Annotated in this window: 11 protein-coding genes, 1 riboswitch and 1 other annotated feature (1 of these 13 only partly in view); all 11 genes read left to right on the top strand. The window is 32.4% G+C overall.

Going from position 1 to position 14,727, the window contains the following annotated elements; all coding sequences use genetic code 11:
* The first annotated feature begins 218 nt into the window (after positions 1–218).
* The 11 genes from AA076_RS08565 (at position 219) to AA076_RS08515 (ending at position 14,622) form a co-directional block, all read left to right on the top strand.
* Positions 219–1,706, top strand: a complete 1,488-nt coding sequence (locus tag AA076_RS08565; protein ID WP_000849439.1) for a hypothetical protein — start codon at positions 219–221, stop codon at positions 1,704–1,706.
* Positions 1,707–1,999: 293 nt separating this feature from the next.
* Positions 2,000–4,630 carry a DNA polymerase I gene (gene polA / locus AA076_RS08560; protein WP_001038308.1) on the top strand — a complete coding sequence of 877 codons (2,631 nt, stop codon included), beginning with the start codon at positions 2,000–2,002 and terminating at the stop codon, positions 4,628–4,630.
* A 15-nt stretch (positions 4,631–4,645) separates the two neighbouring features.
* A complete protein-coding gene (mutM, locus tag AA076_RS08555) occupies positions 4,646–5,518 on the top strand; it encodes a bifunctional DNA-formamidopyrimidine glycosylase/DNA-(apurinic or apyrimidinic site) lyase (RefSeq protein WP_001114452.1) in 873 nt (290 codons plus the stop codon).
* Positions 5,519–5,533: 15 nt separating this feature from the next.
* Positions 5,534–6,157, top strand: coding sequence for a dephospho-CoA kinase (gene coaE, locus AA076_RS08550; RefSeq protein ID WP_001127167.1), 624 nt, complete (start codon positions 5,534–5,536; stop codon positions 6,155–6,157).
* 169 nt (positions 6,158–6,326) lie between these two features.
* The gene (gap, locus tag AA076_RS08545) at positions 6,327–7,352 is read left to right on the top strand and encodes a type I glyceraldehyde-3-phosphate dehydrogenase (protein WP_000106141.1); all 1,026 of its coding nucleotides are present in this window, start codon (positions 6,327–6,329) and stop codon (positions 7,350–7,352) included.
* Between the two features lie 209 nt (positions 7,353–7,561).
* A complete protein-coding gene (nrdR, locus tag AA076_RS08540) occupies positions 7,562–8,032 on the top strand; it encodes a transcriptional regulator NrdR (protein WP_000650082.1) in 471 nt (156 codons plus the stop codon).
* On the top strand, positions 8,033–9,433 hold the full coding sequence (locus AA076_RS08535) for a replicative helicase loading/DNA remodeling protein DnaB (RefSeq protein WP_000533485.1): 1,401 nt from the start codon (positions 8,033–8,035) through the stop codon (positions 9,431–9,433). It abuts the gene before it with no gap.
* The gene (dnaI, locus tag AA076_RS08530; protein ID WP_000808621.1) at positions 9,433–10,353 is read left to right on the top strand and encodes a primosomal protein DnaI; all 921 of its coding nucleotides are present in this window, start codon (positions 9,433–9,435) and stop codon (positions 10,351–10,353) included. Before AA076_RS08535 ends, dnaI begins: the two co-directional genes overlap by 1 nt.
* Positions 10,354–10,445: 92 nt before the next feature.
* Positions 10,446–10,568 (top strand): hypothetical protein, encoded by a 123-nt coding sequence (locus AA076_RS15100; protein WP_001790562.1) that lies wholly within the window; start codon positions 10,446–10,448, stop codon positions 10,566–10,568.
* Between the two features lie 197 nt (positions 10,569–10,765).
* Complete coding sequence (thrS, locus tag AA076_RS08520; protein ID WP_000435140.1) at positions 10,766–12,703, top strand: threonine--tRNA ligase; 1,938 nt, start codon at positions 10,766–10,768, stop codon at positions 12,701–12,703.
* Between the two features lie 105 nt (positions 12,704–12,808).
* A riboswitch (Lysine riboswitch) is annotated at positions 12,809–12,984 on the top strand.
* Between the two features lie 144 nt (positions 12,985–13,128).
* Entirely contained in the window at positions 13,129–14,622 is a 1,494-nt protein-coding gene (locus tag AA076_RS08515; RefSeq protein WP_000049154.1) for an amino acid permease, read from the top strand.
* 74 nt (positions 14,623–14,696) lie between these two features.
* Positions 14,697–14,727: a sequence feature (ribosomal protein L20 leader region), on the top strand (it continues 95 nt past the right edge of the window).

The raw sequence follows: 14,727 nt of genomic DNA, 5'->3' as shown, positions 1-14,727 counted from the left end.
TTAATTTAAACACTTGAATAGACAAGTGTAATCATTCGTCATAGAAAAAGACGAGGGGCGATTTAGATAAATTGTTGAAAGTAATATTAAATACCTTGTTTATCTAATTTGATTGAGGAAACATGCATAGGTGAAAATTAGAAATACATTAAAAATATTGAATTAATTTTTCGACCTACAAGTTGAGGAAAATTTAACTAGATTTGAGGATTAGCAAAGTGAAAACAATTCAATTACACAAGACAACTTTGATATTAATTGCGATATTATTGTTTTATACTTTTATGGGTATCTTACTACCACTCATGCACGATGATTTACAATGGTTTAGCAATTATAATACTGATATTTTAAAAGTAGGATTTGCATCACTTAATGGTCGCTATATCGGAAATATCTTTGAAATTATAGCTGTACATGTAAGCTGGTTACGTTGGCTTTCATATGGCCTCATTAGTATGGGCATCATTTGGATGATTATGCACATTACACGTTGTAAAGCGTGGACAAGCTATTATTTGTTAGCATTTTCTTTAATGTTAATTTTACCAAGTGCTATTTATGCAGATACATATGGCTGGTTTGCAGGATTTTATAATTATGCGACATCAACACTAATTTCACTCTTTATTATTTATTATTGTATTAATGCAATTATATATAAAGAAAAGCAGCCGGTAAGTGTTACTGTACTATTCTATGTTTTATGCTTCTTCGGTCAATTATTTATGGAGAATGTGACATTATTCCACTGTATCATTTTAATTTTAGCTTTTCTGTATGAATTTACTGCAAATCGAACACTTAATTATAAATTATTGTTTTCATTTATGATTGCTACTATAGGTACAATCATTATGTTTTCCAATCCAAATTATCGCAAAATTTTATTTGAAGGATCAGAATATCAACAAGTTTCAAATAATCAAGGTATCTTTTCAAAATTTGCAGAAATGATATCAACGTCACTTCCATATGGTGTCATTTTCAGTCAGATTATAATTTTAAGTATGATTGCAGCGCTTATTATTTATCTACTGCTTAGAAGTGATCGGTATGTACATTTAACAATATTAAAGCGTCGTATCATTATGATAGGATTTATCACTTTACCGCTTTATTATTTACTATTTTACAATCAGTTTTTATTAAATAAAAATACAGATATTGGATTGGTTGGTTTTGTGAACGTAATTGTATGTGGTTACTTTGCGTTTTCGATATTTGTAGGTATTTATTTGTCTATTAATGATCGTAAAACACAAATCACTTTATATTCCTTACTTATTGCAATATGTGTTTCGGCGTCGACACTAGTCATTGTTACTCCAATAGAACCAGGTAATTTTTTGATTGTTTATACGATACATGTAATCATTTTAATTATTTTATTAAAAGAATTTCGGAAATATAAGTCAATCAATGTTAATTTTATTAAAGGTGCATCACTAGTTTTAGCTGTGATATATCTTAGTGCATTTATTTATGTTCATTATGAACATGAAAAAAGAGTTCAGTTATTAAAACAACAAATTAAAGATCATCCACGACAAGAGGTTTATACAGTGGAATCATTGCCGTTTGAACATTATATGCATCATCCGTCACCAATCAATAAAAATTACCAAGAGTGGTTTAATAATTATGAAGAATTACCGAAAATGACCAAAGTTAAATATATTCCATTTGGTTCAGACGATTCATAACTTATTCTTACCTATAAAAATTTAAAATAGCAGCATAAAAATATTAAAAAGTAGACATAATCATGAAATGATAATGTGCATCTCAAAAGTTGGACTTTTAACCTGACTTTATGGAGTGCTCATCAAGAACAATCATGATTATGTCTTTTTTATTTTTTAGCTAAGTCTATATAGGCACTTGTTTTATTTGAAATTAGGTCGTGTATAAATACTCTATGAGATAGTTTCTTTAATTACGACATCACAGTCGAATATGCTAAAATATATATAAATTAGTTCTGGAGGTTAAAATTGTGAATAAATTAGTATTAATCGATGGTAATAGCTTAAGTTTTAGAGCTTTTTATGCATTACCTTTGTTATCAAACAAAGCAGGCATTCATACCAATGCAGTATATGGTTTTGCAATGTTACTAGAGAAGATTTTAAAAGAAGAAAAGCCAAATCATTTTTTAGTAGCGTTTGATGCAGGTAAAACGACTTTCAGACATGAAAAATATAGTGAATATAAAGGTGGACGCCAGAAAACGCCGCCTGAACTAAGTGAGCAATTTCCTTATATTCGCCAATTATTAGATGCTTATCATATTAAACGTTATGAATTAGATAACTATGAGGCAGATGATATTATCGGAACTTTAAGTAAAGAAGCAGATAAAGCGGGCTTTCAGACAATTATTATTACGGGAGACCGAGATTTAACACAACTTGCAACGGATAATGTAACCATTTATTACACTAAAAAAGGTGTTACTGATGTTGATCATTATACACCTGACTTTATTGCGGAAAAATACAACGGGTTAACACCTAATCAAATTATTGATATGAAAGGATTAATGGGAGATACTTCTGATAATATACCAGGTGTTGCAGGTGTTGGAGAGAAAACAGCAATAAAATTGCTAAACCAATTTGACACAGTAGAAGGTGTCTATGAACATTTAGATGAAATTTCAGGTAAAAAGTTAAAAGAAAAACTTCAAAATAGCAAAGAAGATGCATTAATGAGTAAAGAATTAGCAACGATTAATGTAGATAGTCCGATTGAAGTAAAACTTGAAGATACGTTAATGACTCATCAAGATGAACAACAAGAAAAAATCGAATTGTTTAAGAAGTTAGAATTCAAACAATTGTTGGCTGACATTGATCAATCAGCAAGCGTTGAAGATGCAATAGAAAAGACATTTGAAATTGAAACGTCTTTTGATAATATTGATTTTACTTCATTGAAAGAAGCGGCCATCCATTTCGAATTAGACGGTGGTAACTATTTGCGAAATAATATTTTAAAATTCTCTTTATTTACAGGTGAGAAACATATTGTAATTAATGCGGATGACATAAATAATTATGTCGAACTAGTTTCATGGTTAGAAAATCCGAATTCGAAAAAAGTCGTATATGATGCTAAAAAAACATATGTAGCATCACATAGATTGGGGATTGATATTCAAAATATTTCTTTCGATATTATGTTGGCCAGTTATATAATTGATCCATCTCGTACGATTAGTGATGTTCAATCAGTTGTTTCATTGTACGGTCAAAGTTTTGTGAAAGACGATGTGAGTATATATGGAAAAGGTAAGAAATTTAAGGTACCTGAAGATGATGTTTTAAATCCATATGTTGCTTCTATTACTGATGCAATTTACTTTGCGAAACCAAATATGGATAAACAATTAGAAGAATACAATCAGGTAGAACTCTTGGCTGATTTAGAGCTACCGCTAGCTAAGATTTTAAGTGAAATGGAAGAAATTGGTATATTTACAGATGTTCATGATTTAGAAGAAATGGAAAAAGAAATTCAAGAAAAATTAGACGTCTTGATTCGAAATATCCATGATGCAGCTGGTGAAGATTTTAATATAAATTCTCCTAAGCAATTAGGTGTTGTATTGTTTGAGACATTACAATTACCTGTTATTAAAAAGACGAAAACAGGATATTCTACTGCTGTAGATGTCTTAGAGCAATTGCAAGGTGAACATCCTATCATTGATTATATTTTAGAATATCGTCAATTATCTAAGTTACAGTCTACTTATGTTGAAGGATTGCAAAAGGTAATTAGTGATGATCAACGTATCCATACACGTTTTAATCAAACTTTAGCGCAAACTGGACGTTTATCAAGTGTAGATCCTAATTTACAAAATATTCCGGTTAGACTTGAAGAAGGGCGTAAAATAAGAAAAGCCTTTAAACCAACTTCAAAAGATAGCGTTATATTATCAGCAGATTATTCTCAAATTGAATTGCGTGTATTAGCACACATTACACAAGATGAGAGTATGAAAGAAGCATTTATCAACGGCGATGATATTCATACAGCAACTGCTATGAAAGTATTTGGTGTAGAAGCTGATCAAGTCGATAGTTTAATGCGTCGTCAAGCAAAAGCAGTTAACTTTGGAATTGTTTATGGGATAAGTGATTATGGTTTAAGTCAAAGTTTAGGTATTACTCGTAAAAAAGCAAAAGCATTCATTGATGATTATTTAGCTAGTTTCCCAGGTGTAAAACAATATATGTCTGATATTGTAAAAGATGCCAAAGCTTTAGGTTACGTGGAAACATTGCTACATCGTCGACGCTATATTCCTGATATTACGAGTCGTAACTTTAATTTACGCGGCTTTGCTGAACGTACTGCTATGAATACGCCAATACAGGGCAGTGCTGCAGATATCATTAAACTGGCAATGGTTAAATTTGCTCAAAAAATGAAAGAGACAACATATCAAGCTAAACTATTATTACAAGTACACGATGAATTAATTTTTGAAGTACCTAAGTCAGAAGTAGATTCATTTAGTGAATTTGTAGAAGAGATAATGGAAAATGCATTGCAATTAGATGTTCCATTAAAAGTAGACTCAAGTTATGGTGCAACCTGGTATGATGCAAAATAAAGTGAGGTTAATGGTATGCCCGAATTACCAGAAGTAGAACATGTAAAAAGAGGAATTGAACCCTACGTTATAAATCAAAAAATTGAACACGTTATATTTTCGGATAAAGTAATCGAAGGTAAAGCTCAAGGCAAGGAAACAATTATAAAAGGAATTGAATTAGATACTTTTAAAACTTTATCGGAAGGCTATACCATTACAAATGTAGAACGAAGAAGTAAATATATCGTTTTTCAGCTAGATAATAAACGAGAACAACGTACATTAATTAGTCATTTAGGTATGGCGGGCGGTTTTTTCATTGTAGATGAACTTGAAGATATTATGATACCTAATTATCGTAAGCATTGGCATGTTATTTTTGAGTTGTCAAATGACAAAAAGTTAATTTATTCAGATATACGTCGTTTTGGAGAAATTAGAAATGTTGCGTCTGTAGCATCTTATCCTTCATTTTTAGAAATAGCGCCTGAACCTTTTTCAAATGAAGCATTGACGTATTATTTAAATCGAATTCATCAACAGTCTAATAAGAATAAACCAATCAAACAAGTGATTTTGGATCATAAAGTAATCGCAGGTTGTGGAAATATTTACGCATGTGAAGCGTTGTTTCGTGCAGGTGTTTTACCAGATAAAAAAGTAAAAGACTTAACACACCAACAACAAGAAATGGTTTTTTATTATGTTAGAGAAGTACTAGAAGAAGGTATTAAATATGGCGGTACAAGTATTTCAGATTATCGTCATGCTGATGGAAAAACTGGTGAGATGCAATTGCATCTTAATGTATATAAGCAGCCGGTATGCAAAGTGTGTGGAAGTCAAATTGAAACAAAAATCATCGCGACAAGAAATAGTCATTATTGTCCAGTATGTCAAAAATAAAGAAAGAGTGAAATTATGCCGAAAGTTATTGGTCTAACAGGTGGAATCGCCTCAGGAAAATCAACAGTATCAGAACTCTTATCCGTATTCGGTTTTAAAGTAGTAGATGCTGATAAAGCAGCCAGGGAAGCTGTTAAAAAGGGGAGTAAAGGTTTAGCTCAAGTACGAGAAGTCTTTGGTGATGAAGCAATTGATGAAAATGGTGAGATGAATCGTCGTTATATGGGTGATCTAGTGTTTAATCATCCAGAAAAACGCTTAGAATTAAATGCTATCATACATCCTATCGTGCGAGATATTATGGAAGAAGAAAAGCAAGAATATTTAAAACAAGGATATAATGTAATCATGGATATTCCATTATTATTTGAAAATGAATTGGAAAATACAGTAGACGAAGTGTGGGTTGTATACACTTCTGAAAGTATACAAATGGATCGTTTAATGCAACGTAATAATTTGTCATTAGAAGATGCGAAAGCACGTGTCTATAGCCAAATTTCTATTGATAAAAAAAGCCGAATGGCCGATCATGTTATCGATAATTTAGGGGATAAACTTGAATTAAAACAAAACCTTGAGAGATTGTTAGAAGAAGAAGGTTATATTGAAAAGCCGAATTACGGAGAAGAAGATTAATATTACACTATAAATAAGTCATTACTTTACGTACGCGTTGATGTATGTAAGTAATGACTATTTTTTATAAAAAAGATAAATAAATCAACGGAAAACGCTTTCAAATTTCATATAATATGCTATACTAATTCCATAAAGTATAACACATAAAGATCAAGGGGTGCTTTTAATGTCAACGAATATTGCAATTAATGGTATGGGTAGAATTGGAAGAATGGTATTACGTATTGCATTACAAAATAAAAATTTAAATGTAGTAGCGATAAATGCTAGTTATCCACCCGAAACAATTGCACATTTAATCAATTACGATACGACACATGGAAAATATAATCTAAAAGTTGAACCGATTGAAAATGGATTGCAAGTTGGAGATCATAAAATTAAATTGGTTGCTGATCGCAATCCTGAAAACTTGCCATGGAAAGAATTAGATATCGATATTGCTATAGATGCAACTGGTAAATTTAATCATGGTGATAAAGCCATCGCACATATTAAAGCAGGTGCCAAAAAAGTTTTGTTAACTGGTCCTTCAAAAGGTGGACATGTTCAAATGGTAGTTAAAGGCGTAAATGATAACCAATTAGATATAGAAGCATTTGACATTTTTAGTAATGCTTCATGTACTACTAATTGCATTGGTCCAGTTGCAAAAGTTTTAAATAATCAGTTTGGAATAGTTAATGGTTTAATGACTACTGTTCACGCTATTACAAATGACCAAAAAAATATTGATAATCCACATAAAGATTTAAGACGTGCACGTTCATGTAATGAAAGCATTATTCCTACTTCTACTGGTGCGGCGAAAGCTTTAAAAGAAGTATTACCAGAATTAGAAGGTAAATTACACGGCATGGCATTACGTGTACCAACAAAGAATGTATCGCTCGTTGATTTAGTTGTTGATTTAGAAAAAGAAGTAACTGCAGAAGAAGTAAACCAAGCTTTTGAAAATGCAGGTTTAGAAGGTATCATAGAAGTCGAACATCAACCACTAGTGTCTGTTGATTTTAATACTAATCCAAATTCAGCTATTATTGATGCAAAATCAACAATGGTCATGTCAGGGAATAAAGTAAAAGTTATTGCTTGGTATGATAATGAATGGGGTTATTCAAATAGAGTTGTAGATGTTGCTGAGCAAATTGGAGCACTTTTGACATCAAAAGAAACTGTAAGTGCAAGTTAATACAATTAATTTATAGCCTAACTCTGACTTCGGAGTTAGGTTTTTTATTTTTAATACAATAATATTGTCATGCAAATTACTTAATAAGTAACGATATAATGTTTTTTATTGTTTCATTATTTGGTTAAATGAATTAAATTGAGGGATTCTTTTTTCATCTCTAGATTTATAGTATAATTAGGCATAATCAAAATAAAGAGGGTGATGTAATGAAATGCCCGAAATGTAATTCTACACAATCTAAAGTTGTAGATTCAAGGCATGCCGATGAATTAAATGCCATTCGAAGACGAAGAGAATGTGAAAATTGTGGAACACGTTTCACTACATTTGAACATATCGAAGTTAGTCAGCTTATAGTTGTGAAAAAAGATGGCACAAGAGAGCAGTTTTCAAGAGAAAAGATACTTAATGGACTTGTGCGTTCTTGTGAGAAACGACCAGTTAGATATCAACAACTTGAAGACATAACTAACAAGGTTGAATGGCAATTACGAGATGAAGGTCATACGGAAGTGTCTTCACGAGATATAGGTGAACACGTTATGAACTTGTTAATGCATGTTGATCAAGTTTCATATGTTAGATTTGCATCAGTCTATAAAGAATTTAAAGATGTTGATCAATTGTTAGCATCGATGCAAGGGATTTTAAGCGAAAACAAACGGAGTGATGCTTAAATGGGACGACAAGCCTTCGAATTCGGCTTAAGACCAAAGGATCAATTCAAAGTTATGCAACACTTTGATTTAAATACGAATCATTTAGAGGTATTGAATCGACTGTATACACCGCTAATTGGAACGCAAGCAGTGGGTTTATATCATTTTATGACTCAATTCGTTAAAGAAAGTCATAATGAAACATTGATTCTTTCTCATTATATTTTTATGAATGAACTTAAAATTAATTTACTAGAGTTTAGACAACAAATGGACTTACTTGAAGCGATTGGATTGTTAAAGGCGTTTGTCAAACATGATGAACAAGAAACACAATTTGTTTACCAATTAATTCAACCGCCTTCAGCACATTTATTTTTTAATGATCCAATGTTGTCAATCTTTTTATATAGTGAAGTCGAGCATCGTCGATTTCATGAGTTGAAGAAATACTTTGAGTATCAACAAATTGATTTGAGTGAATTTAAACAGGTAACAAGACAATTTACTGATGTTTTTAAAGTGCCGTCTACAAAAATAGATATCGATACAAGTGATATTCCGATTAATGAACCGTACCAAGGTATCGATTTATCAAATGAATCTTTTGACTTTGAAATGTTGAGACAAATGTTAGGTAAACATTTTATTAGTCAAGACATTGTTACCAAAGATGCAAAGCGTTTAATTACACAACTCGCGACTTTATATGGTTTAACAGCAGATGGCATGAAGCATGTTATTTTAAATTCAATTACAAGTGGACAACAGTTATCCTTTGAAGAAATGCGTAAACAAGCACGCTCGTATTACTTAATGGAACACGAAAATCAAATGCCTAAATTACAGGTGAAATCTCCTGCTACATCATCTTCGGCGGGCAAATCTTCAGAAGTGAATCCAAAGCCACAAAGTGATGAATGGTTTGAGTTACTTGAACAAACGAGTCCAATTGATATGTTAGCTTCTTGGTCTGAATCAGAACCAACTATATCGCAAAAGACAATGGTTGAAGAATTAATTGAACGTGAAAAAATGTCTTTTGGCGTCATTAATATTTTGTTGCAATTTGTCATGTTAAAAGAAGATATGAAACTTCCTAAAGCGTATATTTTGGAAATAGCATCAAATTGGAAGAAAAAAGGTATTAAGACAGCTAAAGAAGCATATAATTACGCTAAAAAAGTTAATCAACCTAAAAATGAGGGTTCTAGCGGAAATTACCAAAAGCGTGGTTCATACTATGGGCAGCGTAATCGTATTTCAAAAGAAAAAACACCTAAATGGTTAGAAAATAGAGATAAACCTAGTGAAGAAGATTCGGCTAAAGATAATAGCGTAGATGATCAACAATTAGAGCAAGATCGACAAGCATTTCTAGATAAATTATCTAAAAAATGGGAGGAGGACAGTCAATAATGAAGCAATTTAAAAGTATAATTAACACGTCGCAGGACTTTGAAAAAAGAATAGAAAAGATAAAAAAAGAAGTAATCAATGACCCAGATGTTAAGCAATTTTTGGAAGCGCATCGAGCTGAATTAACGAATGCTATGATTGATGAAGACTTAAATGTGTTACAAGAGTATAAAGATCAACAAAAACATTATGACGGTCATAAATTTGCTGATTGTCCAAATTTCGTAAAGGGGCATGTGCCTGAGTTATATGTTGATAATAACCGAATTAAAATACGCTATTTACAATGCCCATGTAAAATCAAGTACGACGAAGAACGCTTTGAAGCTGAGCTAATTACATCTCATCATATGCAACGAGATACTTTAAATGCCAAATTGAAAGATATTTATATGAATCATCGAGACCGTCTTGATGTAGCTATGGCAGCAGATGATATTTGTACAGCAATAACTAATGGGGAACAAGTGAAAGGCCTTTACCTTTATGGTCCATTTGGGACAGGTAAATCTTTTATTCTAGGTGCAATTGCGAATCAGCTCAAATCTAAGAAGGTACGTTCGACAATTATTTATTTACCGGAATTTATTAGAACATTAAAAGGTGGCTTTAAAGATGGTTCTTTTGAAAAGAAATTACATCGCGTAAGAGAAGCAAACATTTTAATGCTTGATGATATTGGGGCTGAAGAAGTGACTCCATGGGTGAGAGATGAGGTAATTGGACCTTTGCTACATTATCGAATGGTTCATGAATTACCAACATTCTTTAGTTCTAATTTTGACTATAGTGAATTGGAACATCATTTAGCGATGACTCGTGATGGTGAAGAGAAGACTAAAGCAGCACGTATTATTGAACGTGTCAAATCTTTGTCAACACCATACTTTTTATCAGGAGAAAATTTCAGAAACAATTGAATTTTAAAATGATTGGTGTATAATGAATACAAATCTAAATCGTTTAAATGATTGAAGACAAGATGATCTAATCAATATTACACAGAAAGCCATTGTTTGATGAGAATATGGTTAATAAATTAGATGATTACTACTTCATTTATGGTATTTGTAATGAATACCCGGATCAAGACCGTTATCTTAAGCAGAGATATTTAATACATAAATTGTATTAGATAACTAGGGTGGTACCACGACGATCTCGTCCCTTGTATAGGGGCGGGATTTTTTGTTTTTTTCAGACATAAATGTTTGTTGGTGTCATAAATTCCCTGTTTATTGTTAATAGGTTTAATGTTAAAACGATGATTGTTGTTCAATTTTTTAACGAGGTCAGATAAAAGTATTTATAAAGCAAATAGGAGGGTTTAACATGGAACAAATTAATATTCAATTTCCAGATGGTAATAAAAAGGCGTTTGATAAAGGTACTACTACTGAAGATATAGCACAATCAATTAGTCCTGGATTACGTAAAAAAGCTGTTGCCGGCAAATTTAACGGGCAACTTGTAGATTTAACTAAACCGCTTGAAACTGATGGATCAATTGAAATTGTGACACCAGGTAGTGAAGAAGCGTTAGAGGTATTACGTCATTCTACTGCACATTTAATGGCACACGCGATTAAAAGGTTATATGGTAATGTTAAATTTGGTGTAGGTCCTGTAATAGAAGGTGGATTCTACTATGACTTCGACATTGACCAAAACATCTCATCTGATGACTTTGAACAAATTGAAAAAACAATGAAACAAATCGTTAACGAAAATATGAAAATCGAACGAAAAGTGGTTTCACGAGATGAAGTGAAAGAGTTATTCAGCAATGATGAATACAAATTAGAATTAATCGACGCGATTCCTGAAGATGAAAATGTAACATTATATAGTCAAGGTGATTTTACTGATTTATGTCGTGGAGTTCACGTTCCATCAACAGCTAAAATTAAAGAGTTTAAACTATTATCTACAGCAGGTGCATACTGGCGTGGAGATAGTAACAACAAAATGTTACAACGTATATACGGTACTGCTTTCTTTGATAAAAAAGAATTGAAAGCACATTTACAAATGTTAGAAGAGCGTAAAGAACGTGATCATCGTAAAATTGGTAAAGAGTTAGAACTATTCACAAATAGCCAATTAGTTGGTGCTGGTTTGCCATTATGGTTACCTAACGGTGCAACAATTAGACGTGAAATTGAACGTTACATTGTTGATAAAGAAGTTAGCATGGGATATGACCACGTTTATACACCAGTACTTGCTAATGTTGATTTATACAAAACATCTGGTCACTGGGATCACTATCAAGAAGATATGTTCCCACCAATGCAGTTAGATGAAACTGAATCTATGGTATTACGTCCAATGAACTGTCCACATCATATGATGATTTATGCGAATAAACCACATTCATATCGTGAATTACCTATCCGTATCGCTGAGCTAGGAACGATGCATAGATATGAAGCAAGTGGTGCTGTATCAGGATTACAACGTGTTCGTGGTATGACTTTAAATGATTCACATATCTTTGTTCGACCTGATCAAATTAAAGAAGAATTCAAACGCGTTGTAAACATGATTATTGATGTGTATAAAGACTTTGGTTTCGAGGATTATAGCTTTAGATTAAGTTATAGAGACCCTGAAGATAAAGAAAAGTACTTTGATGATGATGATATGTGGAATAAAGCTGAAAATATGCTTAAAGAGGCAGCGGATGAGCTTGGCTTATCGTACGAAGAAGCGATTGGTGAAGCGGCATTCTATGGTCCGAAACTAGATGTTCAAGTTAAAACAGCGATGGGTAAAGAAGAGACATTATCAACAGCACAACTTGATTTCTTATTACCAGAACGTTTTGATTTAACTTATATTGGTCAAGATGGTGAACATCATCGTCCAGTTGTTATTCATCGTGGTGTTGTATCAACAATGGAACGATTTGTAGCATTTTTAACTGAAGAAACTAAAGGTGCATTCCCAACTTGGTTAGCGCCAAAACAAGTTCAAATCATTCCAGTTAACGTTGATTTACATTATGATTATGCGCGCCAATTACAAGATGAATTGAAATCTCAAGGCGTTCGTGTAAGTATTGATGACCGTAATGAAAAAATGGGTTATAAAATCAGAGAAGCTCAAATGCAAAAAATACCTTATCAAATCGTAGTTGGGGATAAGGAAGTTGAAAATAATCAAGTGAATGTGCGTCAATATGGATCGCAAGACCAAGAAACAGTTGAAAAAGATGAATTTATCTGGAATCTAGTTGATGAAATTCGTTTGAAAAAACATAGATAGACAGTTGTCGCAATAAAATGCTTTAAAACTTTTATTGCGTATCAAGTTTTACAGGGTTGATTATGCGTGATGAATCCTGTATATTACAAGTTAGTTAAAATATTAAATTGAGTTAGAGGTTGCATGTTTAATTAGTAACTTGTCAGAAGTATTTATGGTACATAAGTTGAACAAGTGAAAGGTAAAGATGCCGAAATAGATATAAACCATAAATTATATCTATTGGGACAGTTTTCGAATAGGAACTGTACTGTCACAGAATGTGATGTGCTACCTTATATAGATAATTGCCAAAGTGGTTGCATATCTTAAAGGTATGTAGCCACTTTTTTACTTTTAATATCACTATGTTCTGTAAAAAAGGGTATGAAAGTGAATAAAGGTTATTTATTTCTTGGCCTCTAAAACATGGAAAGGGAGCTTATATGTCAAAAGTTCAAAATGAAAGTAACAATGTTGTCAAAAGGGGACTTAAAGATCGTCATATTTCTATGATTGCGATTGGGGGTTGTATTGGTACAGGTTTATTTGTAACTTCTGGTGGAGCAATTCATGATGCAGGTGCTTTGGGTGCATTAATAGGATACGCAATTATCGGAATAATGGTATTTTTCTTAATGACGTCACTTGGCGAAATGGCTACGTATTTGCCAGTATCAGGTTCATTTAGTACATATGCTACAAGATTTGTTGATCCATCTTTAGGGTTTGCGCTTGGTTGGAACTATTGGTTTAACTGGGTAGTGACTGTAGCAGCAGATATTACGATTGCAGCACAAGTCATTCAATATTGGACACCATTGCAAGGCATACCCGCTTGGGCATGGAGTGCGTTGTTCTTAGTTATAATTTTTAGTCTGAATTCGTTATCAGTTCGCGTCTATGGTGAAAGTGAATACTGGTTGGCATTGATAAAAGTGGTTACAGTTATTGTTTTCATTGCAATTGGTTTATTAACGATTGTCGGAATCATGGGTGGTCATGTTGTAGGATTCGAAATATTTAATAAAGGTGAAGGTCCAATTCTTGGTGGCAACTTAGGAGGAAGTTTGTTATCAATTCTAGGTGTATTCTTAATCGCTGGTTTCTCATTCCAAGGTACTGAGTTAATTGGTATTACGGCTGGTGAATCAGAAAATCCTGAACGTGCTGTGCCGAAAGCAATTAAACAAGTATTCTGGAGAATTTTATTATTTTACATTTTAGCCATTTTTGTTATCGGTATGTTAATTCCTTATGATAGTAGTGCATTAATGGGGGGTAGTGATAATGTAGCAACGTCTCCATTCACATTAGTGTTTAAAAATGCTGGATTTGCGTTTGCAGCATCATTTATGAATGCAGTCATTTTAACGTCTGTGTTATCAGCAGGTAACTCAGGTATGTATGCTTCAACTCGAATGCTATATTCAATGAGTAAAGATAAATTAGCGTTTGAAGCATTTGGTAAAACAAATAAAAACGGTGTGCCATATATGTCGTTACTCGTTACAGCAATCATTGTAGTGATAATTTTCGTATTACAAAGCCTTACAAAAGGTGCATACGAATATATCGTTGCAGCAAGTGGTTTAACTGGTTTTATTGCTTGGGTAGGTATAGCAGTAAGTCATTATCGATTTAGAAGAGCATTTGATAAACAAAATTATGACAAATCTAAATTAAAATATACTGCTAAATTATTCCCATTCGGACCATTATTTGCTGGCTTTTTATGTATTGTAGTAATTATTGGTCAAGATGTTGACTTTATTAAAACAGGAGATTTTAATTTTAGTCGCTTCTTAATTACGTATATGGGAATTCCAGTATTTTTAGCATTCTTTATTTATCATAAGCTTCGATATAAAACGAAAAAAATTCCATTAGAACAAGTAGATTTACGTCAAGACGTGTCAATGGATGAAATAAAAGGTTAAAATAAAAATAATTACAGTTATAGTGTTGACTTAAATGTGAATTGTTGATATGATTAATAACGTTGAATACGAAACGAACCAAGTAGAAGCACCCGCTTCTCACCT

Source organism: Staphylococcus aureus (genome assembly GCF_001027105.1).
In the GTDB taxonomy this organism is placed as follows: Bacteria; Bacillota; Bacilli; order Staphylococcales; family Staphylococcaceae; genus Staphylococcus; species Staphylococcus aureus.
This window is presented reverse-complemented; position numbering and strand designations above follow the sequence as displayed.

Excerpts from the sequence above, each read along its gene's own strand:
- AA076_RS08515 (WP_000049154.1), top strand. The coding sequence starts at position 13,129 with ATGTCAAAAGTTCAAAATGAAAGTAACAATGTTGTCAAAAGGGGACTT.
- nrdR (WP_000650082.1), top strand. The coding sequence starts at position 7,562 with ATGAAATGCCCGAAATGTAATTCTACACAATCTAAAGTTGTAGATTCA.
- thrS (WP_000435140.1), top strand. The coding sequence starts at position 10,766 with ATGGAACAAATTAATATTCAATTTCCAGATGGTAATAAAAAGGCGTTT.
- AA076_RS08535 (WP_000533485.1), top strand. The coding sequence starts at position 8,033 with ATGGGACGACAAGCCTTCGAATTCGGCTTAAGACCAAAGGATCAATTC.
- dnaI (WP_000808621.1), top strand. The coding sequence starts at position 9,433 with ATGAAGCAATTTAAAAGTATAATTAACACGTCGCAGGACTTTGAAAAA.
- mutM (WP_001114452.1), top strand. The coding sequence starts at position 4,646 with ATGCCCGAATTACCAGAAGTAGAACATGTAAAAAGAGGAATTGAACCC.
- gap (WP_000106141.1), top strand. The coding sequence starts at position 6,327 with ATGTCAACGAATATTGCAATTAATGGTATGGGTAGAATTGGAAGAATG.
- coaE (WP_001127167.1), top strand. The coding sequence starts at position 5,534 with ATGCCGAAAGTTATTGGTCTAACAGGTGGAATCGCCTCAGGAAAATCA.